Raw genomic sequence first — 17,737 nt, forward strand, 5'->3', positions numbered from 1 at the left:
ATCCATGTCCGCACTTCTTTTCCGCCGCAGGGCAGCCGCGATGGCGGACGTCGGCATCGGGCAAGCGGCGGCTCCCGCGCTGCCCAGGGTGCCGCCGTGGCTGCTGCTCGCGCCGATCCTGGCATTTCTCGCCGTGCTCGTCGCGGCCTCGCTCGTGGTGCTGCGCATGAGCTTCGGCGTGTCGGGGAACGAGTGGCACGCGCTCACGCTGCGCAACTACGCGGACCTCGCCGATTCGTACTTCCTGCGTTCGCTCTGGCTCACGCTGAAGCTCGCGTTTCAAAGCATGGTCTGCGCGGTGCTGCTCGCGATTCCCGTGGCGCTCGCGATGGCGCGCACCGAGTCGCGGCTCGCTCGCCGCCTTCTCCTCGCGGGCGTGCTGCTGCCGCTGCTCGTCAACCTGCTGCTGCAAGGCTATGGCTGGCTCGTGATGCTGGGGCCGGCGGGCATGCTGAATAATGCGCTGCTCGCCGCCGGCATTGTCCGCCGCCCGATGCAGTGGCTTTATCGCGAGAATGGCGTGCTGCTCGGCCTGATCCAGACCGCGTTTCCGCTCGCCGTGCTGCCGCTCGCGAGCGCCATGCGCGCCATCTCGCGCTCTTACGAAGAAGCGGCTGCAACGCTCGGCGCGACCCGCTGGCAGACGCTGCGCCACATCGTCCTGCCGCTCGCGATGCCCGGTCTCGTGTCCGGCGCCCTGCTCGTCTTCGCTTATAACGCGAGCGCGTTTGCCGTGCCGCTGCTGCTCGGCGGGCGGCGCGTGCCCATGCTCGCCGTGCTCGTGCACGACCAGGTGGCGCCGCTCCTGAACTGGCCGGCGGCGTCGGCATCCGGCGTGGTGCTGATGGCGGCGACGCTCGTCGTCATTTCGGTCTCGCAACGGCTCGTGCGCGGCATGCAACGCATGGAGGAGTCTTGCTCATGAGTACCCTGCGCCTCTCCGCGATCATGCCGGGACGGCTGAGCCGCGCGACCAGCCTGCTCGCGACCGTCGTGCTGTTTCTCGCGGCACTGCCGATCCTGACGATGATCACGATGTCGTTCGGCAATTCGGATACGCTCGAATTCCCGCCGCCGAGCTTCGGGCTGCGCTGGTATCACGCCGCGTGGCACACGTTCCTGTCGCCCGACGCGAGCGACGTGCTCTCGATGGGCGCCGCCCTGACGACGAGCCTCATCGTCGCGTTCTCGACGATGCTCATCGCCACCGCGGTCTCGGTGCCCGCCGCCTACGCGCTTTCACGCTACCGCTTTCGCGGCAAGGCCGTGATCGAACAGCTCGTCGCGCTGCCGCTCGTCTATCCGCTCGTGATGCTCGGGCTCTCGCTGCTGCTCGTGTTCAACGTGCTGCCCGTCGAGCTCGGCCTGTTGCGGCTCATCATCGCGCACGTGATTCTCGCCTTGCCGTTCACGGTGAAGAACTGCGCCGCCTCGGTCGCATCGATCGGCCCCGAGTTCGAGGAAGCCGCGTGTCTGATGGGCGCGAGCCCGCGCCGCGCGATCGTCGACGTGGTCTTGCCGCTCATGCGCCCGGGCATTCTGGCCGGCATGCTGTTCGCCTTCATCATCTCGTTCAACGAATTCACGGTGACGTTCTTTCTGTACGGCATCGATACGATGACGTTGCCAATCTGGCTGTACAGCCGCACCGTCTCGTCGCTCGATCCGACGGTGTTCTCGTTCGCGGTCGTCATCGTGCTGATCGATTTCGCATTGATCTGGCTACTCGAAAAACTGGTCGGCGACGCAGGCGTCGCGCTGTAAAGAGGTGACTTTCATGACTCATCTGACACTTCAGGCGGTGACGAAGCGTTTTAACGCCGCCTATGCCGTCGATCACGTCGATCTAGCCGTGCCCGACGGCAAGCTCGTGTGCTTTCTCGGACCCTCGGGCTGCGGAAAGACGACGCTGTTGCGGATCATCGCGGGCCTCGAAACGGCAACGTCCGGGACCGTCGCATTTGCCGGGCGGGATCTGACGCACGTGCCGGCGAACCAGCGCGATTTCGGCATGGTGTTCCAGTCGCTCGCGCTCTTCCCTCACATGACGGTGGCGCAGAACATCGCCTATCCGCTGCGGTTGCGGCGGGTCGCGAAGCACGCGCAAGCCGCGCGCGTCGCCGAACTGCTCGATCTGATCCAGTTGCCGCACATGGCGGACCGGCCGGTCTCGCGGCTGTCGGGCGGGCAGCGCCAGCGCGTGGCCATTGCCCGCGCCATTGCGTCGTCGCCGAAGCTGCTGCTGCTCGACGAACCCCTCTCCGCGCTCGACGCGAAGCTGCGCGAGGCGATGCAGGTCGAGATTCGTCTGCTTCAGCAACGCCTCGGCATCACGACGATCATGGTGACGCATGACCAGCGCGAAGCCATGACGATGGCCGACGAAATCGTGGTGATGGAAAAAGGACGCATCGCGCAGGTCGGCAAGCCGCTCGACATCTATCGCAATCCCGTCAGCGAGTTCGTCGCCGATTTCATCGGGCTCGGCAACATCCTGCCCGTCACGCTCGACGGCACGGACCGCATCGGGCTGCCCGGCGGCCAGCGGATCGTCGTCGATAGCGCGCCGCGCGCAACCGGCGCAACCGGCGCAAGCGGCGATGTCCGCTTGCTGATTCGCCCCGAGGACGTATCGATGCGGGCAGTCATGGCCAATCCGGGCCCCAACGTGCTGGCCGGAAAAGTGGCGTTCATCCGGGATGTCGGCTCGTCGCTCGAAGCGACCATCGATTGCGCCGGCTTCACGCTCACCGCAGCCACGACCCCGCGCGAGACGCCCGATCTTCGGATCGGCATGCCCATCTTCGCGGAATTGCCGCCGCATGCCTGCAAGCTCATCGCGGCACGTACCGCGCACTGATTCACGCCGCCCCAAACATGGTCACAGGAGACACCCTCATGAATACGACGACTTCCGTGCAGCGCTTTTTCAAGCGCGCGTCCGCCACTCTCGCCTTCTCCGGCGTCGTGGGTCTTTGCGCATTTGCGCCGCTGGCGCAGGCCGATGCGCTCGACTCGATCGGCAAATCCGGCGTCGTGCGGATCGGCGTCTTCGAGGACTATCCGCCGTTCGGCTCGATCGGGCCCGACATGAAGCCGCAAGGCTATGACATCGATGTCTCCAACCTGATCGGCAAGACGCTCAACGCGAAGGTCGAACTGATTCAGGTCACGGGCGACAACCGCATGGCGTACCTCGTCGACCATAAGGCCGACATGCTGCTCTCGGTCGGAAAGACGCCGGAGCGCGAAAAGGTGATCGACTTCTCGCAAGCGTATGCGCCGTACAACCTGGCCGTGTTCGGTCCGAAGACGCTGGCCGTGAAGAACGCGGGCGATCTGGGCGGCAAGAGCATTGCGGTTGCGCGCGGCACGCTCGAAGACCTGAGCGTGAGCAAGGTCGCGCCGGCGTCGGCGAACATCAAGCGTTTCGATGACCCGAATGGCGCGATCTCCGCGTTTCTGGCCGGTCAGACGCAACTGCTCGTGGTCGGCAACGACGTGGGCGCGACGATCATCGCCCGTCACCCGTCGAACGATCCCGAGCAGAAGTTTTCGCTCTTCAGTTCGCCCGATCACGTCGGCCTGAACAAGAACGAGCCGCGCCTCAAGCAGAAGGTCGACGAGGCCATCGCGGCCGCGAAGAAGGACGGCACGATGAACGCGATCTCCCAGAAGTGGCTGCGCGCGCCGCTGCCGGCCGACCTGTGATGCGCTTCGCTATCCGCTCATGCGCGTGCGGGAGGATGCCTCGATGACCTACACGTTCGATTTCAGCGACTTCGGCCTCTACGTCGACGTGCTCGCGCATGGCGTCGCGGTCACGCTCGGCCTCACCGCCGTATCGACGCTGCTGGGCGGTCTGGTCGGTATCGGCGGAGCGTGCCTCGCCGTGTCGGGGTCGAAGCCGGTTCGCGCCGTGGTGGCCTCGTATGTCGAACTCATCCGCAATACGCCGTTTCTCGTGCAGCTATTCTTCGTGTTCTTCGGGTTGCCGAGCCTCGGCGTGCACATCGGCGAAATCGAAGCCGCCGTGCTCGCGATGACGGTGAACCTCGGCGCGTATGCAACGGAAATCGTCCGGGCGGGGATCGACTCGATTCCGCGCGGACAGGTCCAGGCCGCCATGGCGCTCGGCTTGCGGGGCCCGCACGTCTTTCGCCACGTCGTGTTGCCGCAGGCGCTCGCCAACGTGTTTCCCGCGTTGCTCGGGCAGGTGCTGATCGTGATGCTCGGCTCCGCGGTCGTCTCGCAGATCTCGGTGCCGGACCTGACCCATGCGGCCAGTTTCATTCAGTCGCGCAACTTCCGTTCGTTCGAATGCTACGTGATCGTCACCGCGATCTATCTGCTGCTGTCGATCGTGCTGCGCCTCTTGATCAACCGGCTCGGCAAGCGATTGTTCGCGGGACGCGCCGCCCGTGGCGTCACGATCGCGCCTCGACGCGGGTTGCGCGGCCTGTTTTCCGTGCGTGCAGGCGTGGCCGACGCGGGCCTTGCGAAGGAGCGTTCACGATGATCGAATTCACGCTATGGGATATCGCGCGCAATCTGATTCTCGCCGCGCGCTGGACGCTTTTGCTTTCGTTGATCGCGTTCCTTGGCGGTGGCCTGACGGGGCTGGTGCTGCTCGCCTTGCGCGTGTCGCCGCTGCCGTGGCTGCGCCGGTTCGTCGTACTTTACGTCGAAGTGTTTCAGGGCACGCCGCTGCTCATGCAGCTCTTCCTCGGCTTCTTCGGCTTGCCGCTGCTGGGCGTCGAGGTGTCACCGTGGGCCGCGGCAACGGTCACGCTCACGCTATACACGGGCGCCTATCTCTGCGACATCTGGCGTGGCTGTGTCGAGGCGGTACCGGGCGGTCAATGGAGCGCGGCGGCGAGCCTCGGCATGACGTGGACGCAGCAGTTGCGTTATGTCGTCTGGCCGCAGGCATGGAAGATCGCGGTGCCGCCTACCGTGGGCTTTCTCGTGCAGGTGGTGAAGAGCACGGCGCTCGCGTCGATCATCGGGCTCACGGAACTGACCAAGACCGGAACCATGATCACGAACGCGGTGTTTCGCCCTTTCCCCATCTACGCCCTCGTCGCGTTGCTGTACTTCGCGATGTGCTTTCCGCTGACCTGGTATGCGCGCGCGCTCGAACGCCGGTATCGGGCCGGCGCACATCGCTGAAGCTCGACGCGGTGCCTAACGTCCTTTCAAAACGGGTTTGCGCATGATTTCCATCGGTAACGTGTCGAAGTGGTACGGCCAGTTTCAGGTTCTGGCCGATTGCACCACCACAGTCGGTAAAGGCGAAGTGGTCGTGGTCTGCGGGCCTTCCGGGTCCGGCAAGTCCACGCTCATCAAAACGGTCAACGGGCTCGAACCGTTCCAGAGCGGGAGCATCACGATCAATGGCGAGTCCGTCCATGACAAGCGGACCAATCTGTCGAAACTGCGCTCGAAGGTCGGGATGGTGTTTCAGCATTTCGAGCTGTTTCCGCACATGTCGATCACGCAAAACCTCACGCTTGCGCAGACGAAAGTGCTGGGTCGTTCGAAAGACGAAGCGAGCGACAAGGCGCTGAGATTGCTCCAGCGAGTCGGCCTGCGCGCGCACGCGGACAAGTTTCCGGGGCAGCTTTCCGGCGGCCAGCAGCAGCGCGTGGCGATTGCGCGAGCGTTGTCGATGGACCCGGTCGCGATGTTGTTCGACGAACCGACATCCGCGCTCGATCCGGAGATGATCAACGAAGTGCTCGATGTGATGGTCGAGCTGGCCCAGGAAGGCATGACGATGATGTGCGTCACGCACGAAATGGGCTTCGCCAGAAAGGTCGCGCACCGGGTGATCTTCATGGATCACGGGCGTATCGTCGAGGACGACGACAAGGACGCGTTCTTTGCCCATCCACGGTCCGATCGTGCGCGGGAATTTCTGGGCAAGATACTGCATTAGTCGCGTGTCGCCGGTGTCATTGCGCTGCGTCTTACTTGCTACTATTTCCGCATGACACGATTTCCATGACCGGAGACACGCCCCATGCGACGACTTCCTCCGCTCAATGCACTGCAGATCTTCGAAACGGTCGCGCGTCACCGTAGTTTCACGCGCGCGGCCGAACATCTGTGCCTCACGCAAGGCGCGATCAGCAGGCAGATTCTTGCGCTTGAGGAATACTTCGGATTTCCTCTTTTCATACGAGGCGCAAGGGGACTGACGTTGACCGCCGAAGGCGACGTGCTGCTGCCCGTCGTCCGAGAGGGCTTCGCGCGTATCGAGGAGGTATCGCTGCGTCTCACGCGCCAGCGCACCGATCTCGCGCTGAAAGTGCCGACCTGCGTGATGCGCTGGATGCTGCCGAGGATCATGCGTTTTCAGAGCGAGCATCCCGAACTGCAATTGCAGATCACGACGACCTGGCAGCACGACGTCGACTTTCAGGTGGAATCGTTCGACGCGGCGATCATCTATGGCTCGTCGCCCGGTGCGGACGTGCACGCCGTGCCGCTCTTCGACGAGCAGCTTACGCCCGTGTGCTCGCCCGATCTGCTCAGTGAAAAGCCGCTCGCCGCCGCAGCGGACCTTGCGAATCATGCGCTGCTGCATCCGACGCGGGATCACCGTGACTGGAAGTTATGGCTCGACCGCGCGGGTGCGAACGAGATCGATGCGACGCTCGGCCCGACGTTCGAAACGCTCGATCTGGCAACGAACGCCGCCATGCAGGGATTCGGAGTCGCGATCAGCGACCGGACTCTGGTCAGCGAAGACGTGGCGGCCCGGCGGCTCGTGATGCCGTTCGACACCGTGCTGGAGACGGGTTCGCGCTACTACTTCGTCTATCCGGACTGCGTTGCGAATCAGCCGAAGGTCAAGCTCTTTAGCGACTGGATCACGCGCAACCGGGATGCGGTTTGACCCCGGCTTGTTGCTCGCTCTCCGCGCGCTTTCGTAGACACCTAATGCACGTTTTCATCGAGCACGAGCAGGTTGTCATGCGAAAAGCCGAGTGCGACCGGCTGCCCGCGCTCCGGCAGGATCCGGTTCGGATCGTTGAAGAGATCGAGGGAAACAACGGCCTCGCTGACCCGCGCGCGAATCCGCACCACGGCGCCGAGAAAGCTGATCTCTTCCACGGTGGCGGCCAGAGAGTTTCGACCGGTCGCCGGCGGCTCCAGCAGAATCGCCTCGGGCCGCAGCGCCAGCAGCCGTTCCTTTCCTGCATCGTCCGCGGGAAGCGGCCTCGACGTCACGAGTTCCTGTCCTTCCACCGCGATGCGCCCCGTCGCAGGATCGATCACACGGCCAGCGAGGATATTGAGCGTTCCCACGAACGACGCGACGAAGCGTGTGCGCGGAAAATTGTAGATATCGACGGGCGCGCCGACCTGCTCGACGCGTCCATCGTTCATCACGACGACGCGGTCGGAGATCGACAACGCCTCTTCCTGATCGTGCGTGACGAAGATCGACGTGATGCCGAGTTCACGCTGCAACGCCCGGATATCCTCGCGCAGCGAGACGCGAATTTTTGCGTCGAGCGCGGATAGCGGTTCGTCGAGCAGCAGCACCTGCGGCTTGCTCGCAAGCGCCCGCGCCAACGCCACGCGCTGTTGCTGCCCGCCCGAAAGTTGCCACGGATAGCGCGCGGCGAGATGCGGCAGTTTGATGAGTTCGAGCATCTCGGCAACGCGCGCGTCGATCTGCTTCTGCGAACGCTTCGCCACCTTCAATGCGAAGCCGATGTTCTGCGCCACCGTCATGTTCGGAAACAACGCATAGGACTGGAACACCATGCCGACGGCGCGATCGCGCGTGCGCATATGGCTGACGTCGCGTCCATCCAGATGAATGGTGCCGTGCGTGGGCGTCTCGAATCCGGCGATCATGCGCAGCACGGTGGTCTTGCCGCAGCCCGACGGCCCGAGAAAGGTGATGAATTCGCCCTTCTCGATCTGCATGTCGAACCGATGCAGGGCGACGTTCGGCCCGAACGCCTTGTGAAGATTGTCGATTTCGAGGAATGCCATTGGGTCGCCGCCTCACCGGCTCAAGTTTTATGGCCGGCCAGCGCGCGCGGATCCGAACACCTGGATCAGTCCCATCGATGCCCACGTGACGATGAAAGCGATGATCGCCAGCGCCGAGGGCTCGTATGCGCGATTCGCGCCGATCAGTTGCAGGTAAGGTCCGAACGCCGGGCGATCGAGCAGGCTCGCAATGGTGAATTCGCCGATCACGACGGCAAACGTCAGGAACGCGCCGGACAGAATCCCCGAGCGCACGTTGGGAAAGATCACGCGGAAAAGGATCGTCGTCCAGCCCGCGCCGAGACACTCGGCGGCCTCGGTGAGCGAGCGGACGTCCACGGCGCGCATGCCCGCATCGACGGCGCGGTACATATAAGGCAGCGACAGCGTGACGTAGCCGAACACGAGCAGCAGATCGGTCGCGCGCTCGTTGCTCGTGAGCGGCAGAATCGAACTGCTGTTGTAGATGCGCAGATAGCCGAAGACGATCACGATGGCCGGTATCACGAGCGGCAGCAAGGTAATGAACTCGACGACGGGCCGCAGCTTCGGCAAGCGCAGTTGCACCCAATACGCGGTGGGCACGACAAGCAGCACGCCGATCAGAATGGTTAGCACTCCCATCAACACCGAATAGCCGAACGAGGCCTGAAAATGCGGATCGCCGAGCACGACACGGTAGGCTTCGAAGCTGTACGCGTCGCGACGCATCCGCAGGCTGAACTCGAAGGTCGCGGCCAGCGGAATCAGAAAATACAGCGAGCCGACGATCACCGCGATCCAGGCGCCCGCGCGCGATTGCGATTTCATCGGCGTCCCCTTTCGGCGCGTGCGCGCAACCAGATGTAGCCGCCGTTCGATAGTCCCGTGACCACGATCATGCCGAGCGCGAGCGCGTAACCGAGATTCTGGTTATGCAGCACGTCGCCGCGAATCTGCGCGTACAACAAAATCGGCACGATGTTGAGCGAGCTGCCAGTCAACGCGTAGGCCGTGGCAACCGCGCCGAACGCGTTCGCGAATAGCAGCAAGGCCGCGCCGAGCAAGCTCGGCCACAAGACCGGCAAACCGACGTAGCGCCAATACTGCGCAGCCGTGCCGCCGAGACAATCGCACGCTTCGCGCCACTCGCGTTTCAGACCGTCGAGCGCCGGGGCGATGATGAGGACCATCAACGGAATCTGGAAGTACAGATACGTGATAGTCAAGCCAAGGAAGCTGAGAATGCTGAAGCCGGTGGAATAGAGATTGAAGCCGAGATACTTGCGCGCCAGCACCGTCACGAGGCCCACGCGTCCCAACGTGCAGATGAAGGCGAAGGCGAGCGGCACGCCCGCGAAGTTGGATGCGACGCCTGAAAAAGTCATGAGCGTCGGCCGAATCCACGCGGGCAAGCGGCCATGCACCGCTGCCCAGGCGAGCAACGCGCCGAAAAGCGTCCCGCCGGCGGACGACGCCACGCTCACCTTCACGCTGATCCAGTAGGCGTCGAGCACGGCGGGCTGAAGCAGTTCGCGCAGATTCGCCAGCGTGAAGCGCCCCTGCGCGTCCTGAAACGCGCCGATCATAAGAAACGCGGTGGGCAACAAAAGAAACAGCAGCGCGAACGCGAAAAACGGCGCGACGCCCGCATAGGCGAGCCAGCCCGCGCCGCGGCTCGCGCGCGTGGGGCCGGACTGCGGCGCGGGCGCGGCCGGCGTCAGCAGATCCGGGCCCGAAGCGCCTGGCTGCGGAGATGCGCTCATACCGGCGGCCTCGCGCGCAACTACTTCACGTTCGCGCCGACGACCTGATCCCAGCCTTTGGTCACCGCGTCTTTCGTGGCGTTCTGTTGATCGAGCGTCGGGAAAACCGCGTTGCCATAGGCCGATGCCGGCGGCAGCTTCGCGAGCAGCGCCTGCGGCACTTTCTTCTGCGCGACGAGCTCGTTATAGCGCATCGGATGACAATATCCGGCAAGCCATCCGAGCTGGCCTTCGTCGGAGTAAAGGAACTCCATCCATAGCTTCGCGGCGTTCGGATGAGGCGCGTAGGCGCTGATCGCCTGCACATAGACGCCCGCGACCACGCCTGTCTTCGGCACGATAACCTGCACTTTCGGATTGCCCTTGAGCGTGTCGCGGTCGGCGAGCGCGTTGTAATCCCAGCGCACGATGATCGGCGTCGTGCCCTGTGCGAGCGACGCGGCCTTGCCGATCACCGGCACGAAGTTGCCGCTCTTGTTCAGATCGGCAAAAAACTTCAGGCCCGTCTGGTCGGCTTTGCTCGCATCGCCCTTGCTTTGCGAAAGGCCCGCCGCATACACAGCCTGAATGGCCTGATTGGCCGAGCGCGGATCGCCCGCGAGCGAGACCGCGTTGCGGTATTCCGGTTTGAGCAGATCGCCCCAATCGGCCGGCGGCTTGTCGATCATGTCCGCGTTGACTTCGAACGCAAGCACGCCGTAATAATCGCCGTACCAGTAGCCTTCCGCGTCCTTGGAAGCAGCCGGGATCGAATTCCACGTCGATACCTTGTAAGGCTGCAACAAGCCTTCTTTCTTCGCGGACGGACCGAACGACAGGCCGACATCGATCACGTCGGGCGCTTGCGGCCCCTTGTTGCCCTTGTTCGCCTTGATCGCTTCGATCTCGTCGCCCGAACCCGCATCCGGGTTGAGTTCGTTGACGTGGATGCCGTACTTCGTCTGGAACGCGGCGATCAGCGCGCCGTATCCGCACCAGTCGTGCGGCAATGCGATCGTCGTCAACTGGCCTTCCTGTTTGGCCGCGGCAACGAGCGCGTCGGGTGGCGCAGCCGACGCCGGGCCGATGCCGCCTCCGGTCAGTCCCGCTGCCGCGGAGATCGAAAGGACTCGGCCCACCCAGATACGCCTCATCGTCATCGCTGCTCCCGCATGGAAGGTAGTGCGTTGAAGAGATCCGCCGATTGCTGATGCAGGCTAGATTCAAATCCTCAAATTTGCAAGCTGCCAAAAAAGTACAACTTCGGCTTTTTGCGGATGTAATCTGAATGGCGTCGTGTCAGCGAAATTCTCATTGTCGCTTCCACAATCGAGCGTTCCCTATGTGGCAGAAAGACCGTCATCAGCGCATACGCGCGCTCCTGTCGATGCTGGGCCGTGTCTCGAACGAGAGGATCATGGCGGAGCTTTGCGTGTCGCGCGAAACGGTGCGCCGCGACCTACTCGATCTGGAAGAGGCGGGCGCGTTGCGGCGCGTGCATGGCGGCGCCGTGCCCTCGGGCGACGAGGCGCCGATCACCGAGCGCGCTCGCGCGAACGTGCGCGCGAAGGCGGCCATCGCGCGGGCGGCTATCGGCATCGTTCACGATGGTCAGACAGTATTCGTCGACGCCGGCACCACCACCGCCATCCTCGCTGACGAACTCGCGAAGCTCGCCAATCTCACCATCGTCACGAATTCGGTCGACGTCGCGCTCCGTTTGCGCGGCGCGTCGGAACCGGGTGAACGCGTGCGCGCCATGAACGAAGTCATCCTGCTCGGCGGCATGCTCAGCGAGCGCGCGGCGGCGACCACGGGAGCGACGACCGTGCTCGACATCCGGCGTTATCGCGCGGATCTTGCGATGCTCTCGCCCGTCGGCATCGACCGGCAACACGGCGCGAGCAACTTCGATCGGGCGGAAGCCGAGATCGCCCGGGCGATGGTCGAGAATGCGGACCGCGTCGCGATCCTCGCCGATCACAGCAAGATCGGCCAGCGCAGCCGAATCACGTTCTGCGCGCCTCGGGAAATCGATATTCTCGTGACCGACCGCAAGTCGGGCGAGGCCGCGGATTTCCGTGCGCTGAAGAAGACCGTGGGCGACCTGGTGCTGGCGTGACCGGTATCAAGGCTTGTAAAAGCGCTGAAGAATTCGCGTCTCCGGCCACGCGCAATGGCGAAGTCACGCGCCTCGTCCGCGATTAAAATCTGCGCTGGTTCGCGGAGACCTCGATGGGATATTTGATCGTATTGAGCGTGGGTTTGATGGCTGGCGTTCTCAGCGGCGTGATCGGCACAGGCTCGTCAATGCTTCTGATGCCGGTGCTCGTGATCATCTACGGCCCGCAGCAGGCCGTTCCGATCATGGCGATCGCCGCGATCATGGGCAATCTCGGCAAGGTTTTGTCGTGGTGGCGCGAGATCGACTGGAAAGCGTGCATTGCTTACGGCGCGACTGCAGCGCCCGGCGCGATGCTGGGCGTTCGCACGCTGCTCGCACTGCCGCCGCATGCGGTCGAACTCGCGCTCGGTCTCTTCTTTCTCGCGATGGTTCCCGCGCGCCGATGGCTCGCCCGTCGCGCCATGCGCCTCTCGCTTTTTCAACTCGCGCTGATCGGCGCGCCGGTCGGGTTCCTGACAGGCATCGTCGTCTCGACCGGACCGATCACCGTGCCGATCTTCATGAACTATGGCCTCGTGAAGGGCGCATTTCTCGCGACCGAGGCCGCCGGTTCGCTGGCCGTGTACGCCGCGAAAGTCGCCGCGTTTCGTCAGTTCGGCGCGCTGCCCGCGGGCATCGTCATGCAAGGATTGATCACCGGCGCGTCCATCATGACGGGCACGTTTTGCGCGCGCAGGATCGTCGCGCGCATGTCCGCGAATACATTCCGGCTCGTCGTCGATGCGCTGATGGTGTCTTCGGGCTTGTCGTTGCTGTGGGCCGCGGCTCGTTGATCGGCAGACGCAGCCTTGCTGCGTTCGCCATCGCCGAGCATGGTTTGTGGCACGCCGGCCCTATACCCGGCAAGGGTTTCCGCCCGAACGCGCCATTCGCCGCGTGCGCTGGTAAACCACTATCGCGCGTGGATTCGTATATCAGTACTGTCAGACGCGAACGCGTACGCGCGTGCCCTTCTTGTCGCTTCGAGGGGGAGCCTTCGAAAAGGTCCTTCTGCAAGTCCGATCCAGTCCGCTAAAGCAATCCGCAAGGTTCCGCGCTCGCGCACACAGTGCCGCCAGTCCATGACGAGTCACGTGCGCCTGCAACCGGTAAGTTCAGTCCAACAGAAAGGAGAGAACATGCTTCCAGGAATCCAGGTGCATCGGGCGGCGGCAGCCGCGGTATTGGCGCTGTGCGCGAGCGCGGCTTTCGCGCAGGCATCGATTGTTTCGGGGCCGGCGAGCGACCCCGCGTGCATGGTTCCCTGGAAGAGCGACACGAAGTTCATCAAGTATCCGAAGAAGGCCGGACCCTACCGCGTCGCACTCGTGAACGGCTATATCGCGAACACCTGGCGCATCCAGATGATCAAGACGGCCAAGGCCTACACGTCGCAACCGGCGGTCGCCGCCAAGCTCAAGGAATTCAAGGTCGTCTCGACCGGCGAGGACGTGCCGGCGCAGATTTCGGCCGTGAATAACTTCATCGATGCGGGCTATGACGCGATCATCGTGGACGCGCAGAATCCCGCCTCGTTCGGACCCGCGATCCGCCGCGCGAAGAAAGCGGGCGTCGTGCTGATCGCGTTCGACAACACGCTCGACAGCGAAGACGCGATCAACGTGGACGTCGACCAGTACGGGCTCGGCGTACTGTGGGCCAAGTGGCTCGCCACTCATGTGCCCAACGGTGGCAAGGTGCTCGAAGTTCGCGGCGTGGCGGGCACGTCGGTGGACACCGACCGGCACAATGGCTTCACGAAAACGCTGGACGAGACCGGTAAAAAGTGGAACGTCGTTCAGGTTTATGGCAAGTGGGACGACGGTGTCGCGCAGAAGGCCACCGCCGATGCCATTGCGGTGCAGGGCCATTTCGACGGCATTTCGGCGCAGGGCGGCGACACGGGCGTCGTGCGCGCGATGCTCGACGCGAAGCATCCGTTCGTGCCGTTCGGCGGCGAAACCGAAAACGGCTTCCGCAAGTTTTGCGCGCAATACGGCAGCCAGGGCCTGAAATGCACGTCGGCGGGCAGCGGTCCCGCGCAGGTGGCCGTGGCGATCAAGACGGCGCTCGCCGCGCTGGACGGTCAGACGATTCCCGTGGCAATCAAGCTGCCGCTCGACGTCACCGACGACGCGAAGCTGAAAGCGGGCGTCAACTATTTCCCGAACGAATCCGACAACTTTTTCGTCGGCAACTCGTTTCCGACTTGCGGCATCAACTTCTCCGCTCAGGAAATCATGAAGCAGAGCCAGGGCAATCAGTGACCGGACGATGGCCGGCGACGTGACGGAGACGAAGCATGCGGCAGGACGCAGAGCGGCCGTTCTTTCAGATGTCCGGGGTGTCGAAGAGCTACGGCGGCGCGGTCGCGCTGGACCACGCGGAACTCGCGGTGCGCCGGGGACGCATCCACGCGGTCCTCGGCGAGAACGGCGCGGGCAAGTCCACGCTGTTGAAAGTGATGTCCGGCGTCGTGCAGCCGGACGAAGGCACGATGCACCTCGACGGTCGCGAAGTCGCGTTCGCGTCGCCCGCCGCGGCGAACGCGGCCGGCATTGTCTGCGTGTATCAGGAGTTGTCGCTGATCCCCGACCTGAGCGTGGCGGACAACATCTTCGCTTCGAACCCGCCACGGCGCTTCGGCATGATCGACCGCCGCACGCAGCGCCGCCAGGCCGAGGCCGCGCTCGCTCGCGCGGGCGCGGCCGACATCGACCCGCTCGCGAAAGTCCGCGACCTGCCGCTGTCGCGCCAGCAGATGGTCGAACTCGCGAAGGGGCTGGCGCACGAGCCACGCATCCTCATCCTCGACGAGGCCACCTCGGCGCTGACCGCCGCCGACGTCGCGCGCGTCATCGAAGTGCTCAAGCGCCTGCGCGACGAGGGGCTCGCGTTGCTCTTCATCTCGCACCGGATGCATGAGGTAAGGGCGCTCGCGGACGAATGCACCGTTTACCGGAACGGTCGTCACGTGATGAGCTTCGAGGCGGGCACGCGCTCCGACAACGAGGTCGTCGAAATGATGATCGGCCGCAAGTACCAGCATGTGTTTCCGGACAAGCCCGCTTACCAGCCCGAGCATCTCGGCGCCGCCGGACCGGTTCTCGCCTGCCGTGATCTTGCGTGGAACGATACGCTCCGAGGCGTCAGCTTCTCGTTGAGGCCCGGCGAAATCCTCGGGCTGGGCGGCCTCGATGGACAAGGACAGCGCGAACTGCTGCTCGCGTTGTTCGGCGTGTTGCGCGGTTGCGCGGGCGAGATCGAGGTCGATGGCAAGACCGTGTCGATAGGCAGCCCCGTGGCCGCTCGCGCCAACCGAATCGGCATGGCGCTGATTCCGGAGGACCGCAAGACCGAAGGGCTGATGCTGCCGATGTCGGTGCGCGAGAACCTGTCGTTCGCCGCGCTCGATCGCATGTCCTTTGCGGGCGTGATCGATCGCGACCGCCAGCAGTCGTTCGTCGACCGCATGATGTCGCTCCTCGCGATCAAGTCGTTCAGCGTGGACGCGGCCGTGGGCTCGCTATCGGGCGGCAACCAGCAGAAGGTCGTCATCGCGAAGTGGCTGGTCCGGGAGCCAAGAATCCTGCTCCTCTGCGATCCGACGCGCGGCATCGACGTCGGCACCAAGCAGGAAATCTATCAGTTGCTCAGGCGTCTCGCCGACGAAGGCGCCGCGATCGTTTTCTATTCGACCGACTACGACGAACTGATCGGCTGCTGCGACCGCGTGCTCGTGCTGTACGAAGGCCGGATCAAGAAGGAACTCGCCGGGCCGGCGATTACCGAGCAGAACCTCATCGCCAGTGCGCTGGACCTGCCGGTCGGACAGAGTTCGCCTTCCACGGGAGTCGCGCCATGAGCGGGTTGCGTTACTGGTATGCGGAAAATCGCGGGTCGTCGTTCGCGTTTGGCCTGTTCGTGTTGATGTTCGCGATCTACCTCTTCAACTATCCCTCCACGTTGTCGGCGAACGTGTTTCAGACGGCGGCGAACAAGGCGGTGCTGCTCGCGCTGGTGTCGATGGGCCAGGCGCTCGTCGTGCTGACGGCTGGCATCGACCTGTCGATCGGCATGATGCTGGTGCTAACGAATTGCCTTGGCTCGTGGCTCGTCACGGGCGACGCGTTGCACAGCGCGCTCGGCATCGCCGGTGTGCTCGCGGCGGGGGCGCTGTGCGGCGCGCTCAACGGCGTCATCATCATCTTCGGCCGTCTGCAGCCGATCGTGACGACCATCGCAACAGGCGCCGTCTATTACGGACTCGCGCTGCTGCTGCGCCCGGTTCCCGGCGGATCGATCAACGAAGATCTCGCCGACGCACTGACCGGCAAGGTCGCCGGCGTGGTGCCGGCGAGCCTGCTGATTCTCCTGGCGACCATTCTGATCGTATGGACTCCTTTCAAACGTTCGGCGGTCGGGCGCGCGGCTTATGCAACCGGCTCTTCCGAACCTGCGGCCTTCCTGTCAGGCATGCCGATCCGCCGCGCGAAGTTCGTAAGCTATACGCTCGCCGGCTTGCTCGCCGCAATCGGCGGCCTCTTTCTCACGTTCTTCACGGACACCGGCGAAGCCAGCCTCGGCAGCGCCAACTCATATACGTTGTTCTCAATCGCCGCCGTGGTCATCGGCGGCGTGTCGCTGCTGGGCGGAAAAGGCAGCGCGGTCGGCGCGGTCTTCGGCGCATTCGCGTTCCGCTCGATCGGCGATTTGCTCTTCGTGTTCAACGTCGATGCGCTGTGGCAGCCGCTGTTCCAGGGCGTGATCCTTCTGCTCGCCGTCTCGATCGGCGCGTGCGGGCTGTTCCGGGTGCGCAATCGTCTGGAGTGGTTCCAATGAGCGACGTTCCCGCAAACAGCCGGACCACGCTGGTGTCGAGGCTCGTGCGCAAGATCGACCGCCCTATCGTGATCGCGTTCGCGTGCATCGTCGCGCTGTTGCTTGTCGGCGGGATGTATTCGCGCAACTTCACGTCGCCGGAATACATCCTGCTGCAACTGAAGGTCGGCGCGTTCCTCGGCATCATCGCGACCGGGCTGATGATGGTGATCCTGCTCGGCCACATCGACCTGTCGTTGCCGTGGACGATCACGGTCGGCGCGATGATGGCGTGCGCGGTCGCGGGACACGGCGAACTCGGACGCGTGCTCGCGATCCCGGCCGGAATCGGTTGCGGCGTGCTGATCGGTATCGTCAACGGCATTCTCGTCGCGCTGCTGCGCATTCCGTCGATGATCGCGACACTCGCGACCAATGCGGTCGCGCAGGGCATCATGATCGTCTACACGGGAGGCTCGTCGCCGCAGGATTCCGCGCCCGACGTAATGCGATGGCTCGCGTCGGGCTGGCTCGTGCCCGGCGTGCCGAATGCGGTCGCGCTGTGGGTCGTGATCGGCGGCGTCACGATGTTTCTGCTGTCGCGCACGACCTTCGGCCGCACGCTCTACGCGATCGGCAACACCGAACGCGCGGCGTATCTCTCCGGCATCGATACGCGGCGCGTGACCGTGGCCGCTTTCGCCGTGTGCAGCGCGTTCGCGGCGTTCGGCGGCGTGCTGCTCGCGGGTTATGCGTCGAAGGCGGCGCAGTCGATGGGCGATGCTTATCTGTTGCCCGCGATCGCGGCGGTCGTGCTCGGCGGCACGTCGATTCTGGGCGGCCGGGGTTCGTACCTCGGCACCGTGGCCGGCGCGATTCTCATCACGCTGTTGCAGTCGATTCTCTCGGTCGCGCAGATGCCCGAGGCCGGGCGTCAGATCATTTACGGCGTGGTGATCGCGGCGATGCTGCTGCTGTATGGGCGCAGCAAACCGGAGGCGTAGGTACGGCC

The 17,737-nt window shown here is 64.2% G+C and carries 18 protein-coding genes; 14 read left to right on the plus strand and 4 right to left on the minus strand.

All coding sequences use genetic code 11. The annotated features are described in order from the left end of the window. Nucleotides 1-4 precede the first annotated feature (4 nt). From AWB82_RS26100 to AWB82_RS26135, 8 genes are all read left to right on the plus strand, one after another. Nucleotides 5-925 (plus strand): ABC transporter permease, encoded by a 921-nt coding sequence (locus AWB82_RS26100; RefSeq protein WP_200818203.1) that lies wholly within the window; start codon nucleotides 5-7, stop codon nucleotides 923-925. After that, nucleotides 922-1,764, plus strand: a complete 843-nt coding sequence (locus tag AWB82_RS26105) for an ABC transporter permease (protein WP_086972247.1) — start codon at nucleotides 922-924, stop codon at nucleotides 1,762-1,764. The genes AWB82_RS26100 and AWB82_RS26105 overlap by 4 nt, the downstream gene beginning before the upstream one ends. A gap of 13 nt (nucleotides 1,765-1,777) precedes the next feature. Further along, the gene (locus AWB82_RS26110) at nucleotides 1,778-2,860 is read left to right on the plus strand and encodes an ABC transporter ATP-binding protein (protein WP_086972248.1); all 1,083 of its coding nucleotides are present in this window, start codon (nucleotides 1,778-1,780) and stop codon (nucleotides 2,858-2,860) included. Between the two features lie 38 nt (nucleotides 2,861-2,898). Further along, nucleotides 2,899-3,711: a transporter substrate-binding domain-containing protein gene (locus AWB82_RS26115; protein ID WP_086972249.1), complete on the plus strand. Its 813-nt coding sequence runs from the start codon at nucleotides 2,899-2,901 to the stop codon at nucleotides 3,709-3,711. Between the two features lie 43 nt (nucleotides 3,712-3,754). Next, a complete protein-coding gene (locus AWB82_RS26120; protein ID WP_086972286.1) occupies nucleotides 3,755-4,519 on the plus strand; it encodes an amino acid ABC transporter permease in 765 nt (254 codons plus the stop codon). After that, complete coding sequence (locus AWB82_RS26125) at nucleotides 4,516-5,172, plus strand: amino acid ABC transporter permease (RefSeq protein WP_086972250.1); 657 nt, start codon at nucleotides 4,516-4,518, stop codon at nucleotides 5,170-5,172. The genes AWB82_RS26120 and AWB82_RS26125 overlap by 4 nt, the downstream gene beginning before the upstream one ends. 43 nt (nucleotides 5,173-5,215) lie before the next feature. Beyond that, nucleotides 5,216-5,941, plus strand: coding sequence for an amino acid ABC transporter ATP-binding protein (locus AWB82_RS26130; protein WP_086972251.1), 726 nt, complete (start codon nucleotides 5,216-5,218; stop codon nucleotides 5,939-5,941). A gap of 84 nt (nucleotides 5,942-6,025) precedes the next feature. After that, complete coding sequence (locus AWB82_RS26135) at nucleotides 6,026-6,904, plus strand: LysR substrate-binding domain-containing protein (protein ID WP_086972252.1); 879 nt, start codon at nucleotides 6,026-6,028, stop codon at nucleotides 6,902-6,904. A 41-nt stretch (nucleotides 6,905-6,945) separates the two neighbouring features. Here the strand turns inward: AWB82_RS26135 and AWB82_RS26140 are convergent, their stop codons facing one another. Genes AWB82_RS26140 through AWB82_RS26155 form a run of 4 tightly spaced genes read right to left on the minus strand, consistent with a single transcriptional unit; the run spans nucleotide 6,946 to nucleotide 10,900 of the window. After that, nucleotides 6,946-8,016, minus strand: a complete 1,071-nt coding sequence (locus AWB82_RS26140) for an ABC transporter ATP-binding protein (RefSeq protein ID WP_086972253.1) — start codon at nucleotides 8,014-8,016, stop codon at nucleotides 6,946-6,948. Between the two features lie 27 nt (nucleotides 8,017-8,043). After that, a complete protein-coding gene (locus tag AWB82_RS26145; protein WP_086972254.1) occupies nucleotides 8,044-8,826 on the minus strand; it encodes an ABC transporter permease in 783 nt (260 codons plus the stop codon). Next, nucleotides 8,823-9,761 carry an ABC transporter permease gene (locus tag AWB82_RS26150; protein WP_086972255.1) on the minus strand — a complete coding sequence of 313 codons (939 nt, stop codon included), beginning with the start codon at nucleotides 9,759-9,761 and terminating at the stop codon, nucleotides 8,823-8,825. The genes AWB82_RS26145 and AWB82_RS26150 overlap by 4 nt, the downstream gene beginning before the upstream one ends. Nucleotides 9,762-9,781: 20 nt before the next feature. Continuing rightward, entirely contained in the window at nucleotides 9,782-10,900 is a 1,119-nt protein-coding gene (locus tag AWB82_RS26155; RefSeq protein ID WP_086972256.1) for an ABC transporter substrate-binding protein, read from the minus strand. Between the two features lie 182 nt (nucleotides 10,901-11,082). Between AWB82_RS26155 and AWB82_RS26160 the strand changes: the two genes are divergently transcribed. The 6 genes from AWB82_RS26160 to AWB82_RS26185 all read left to right on the plus strand — a co-directional run bounded on the left by AWB82_RS26160 (nucleotide 11,083) and on the right by AWB82_RS26185 (nucleotide 17,729). After that, a complete protein-coding gene (locus AWB82_RS26160) occupies nucleotides 11,083-11,862 on the plus strand; it encodes a DeoR/GlpR family DNA-binding transcription regulator (RefSeq protein WP_086972257.1) in 780 nt (259 codons plus the stop codon). A 113-nt stretch (nucleotides 11,863-11,975) separates the two neighbouring features. Beyond that, the gene (locus tag AWB82_RS26165; protein ID WP_086972258.1) at nucleotides 11,976-12,698 is read left to right on the plus strand and encodes a sulfite exporter TauE/SafE family protein; all 723 of its coding nucleotides are present in this window, start codon (nucleotides 11,976-11,978) and stop codon (nucleotides 12,696-12,698) included. A 345-nt stretch (nucleotides 12,699-13,043) separates the two neighbouring features. Next, nucleotides 13,044-14,171 (plus strand): sugar ABC transporter substrate-binding protein, encoded by a 1,128-nt coding sequence (locus tag AWB82_RS26170; RefSeq protein WP_086972259.1) that lies wholly within the window; start codon nucleotides 13,044-13,046, stop codon nucleotides 14,169-14,171. Between the two features lie 35 nt (nucleotides 14,172-14,206). Then, nucleotides 14,207-15,769, plus strand: coding sequence for a sugar ABC transporter ATP-binding protein (locus AWB82_RS26175; protein ID WP_086972260.1), 1,563 nt, complete (start codon nucleotides 14,207-14,209; stop codon nucleotides 15,767-15,769). Then, entirely contained in the window at nucleotides 15,766-16,746 is a 981-nt protein-coding gene (locus AWB82_RS26180; protein ID WP_086972261.1) for an ABC transporter permease, read from the plus strand. Before AWB82_RS26175 ends, AWB82_RS26180 begins: the two co-directional genes overlap by 4 nt. Then, nucleotides 16,743-17,729 (plus strand): ABC transporter permease, encoded by a 987-nt coding sequence (locus tag AWB82_RS26185; RefSeq protein WP_086972262.1) that lies wholly within the window; start codon nucleotides 16,743-16,745, stop codon nucleotides 17,727-17,729. The genes AWB82_RS26180 and AWB82_RS26185 overlap by 4 nt, the downstream gene beginning before the upstream one ends. Nucleotides 17,730-17,737: the final 8 nt, after the last annotated feature.

Source organism: Caballeronia glebae, assembly GCF_001545035.1.
Lineage (GTDB): Bacteria > Pseudomonadota > Gammaproteobacteria > Burkholderiales > Burkholderiaceae > Caballeronia > Caballeronia glebae.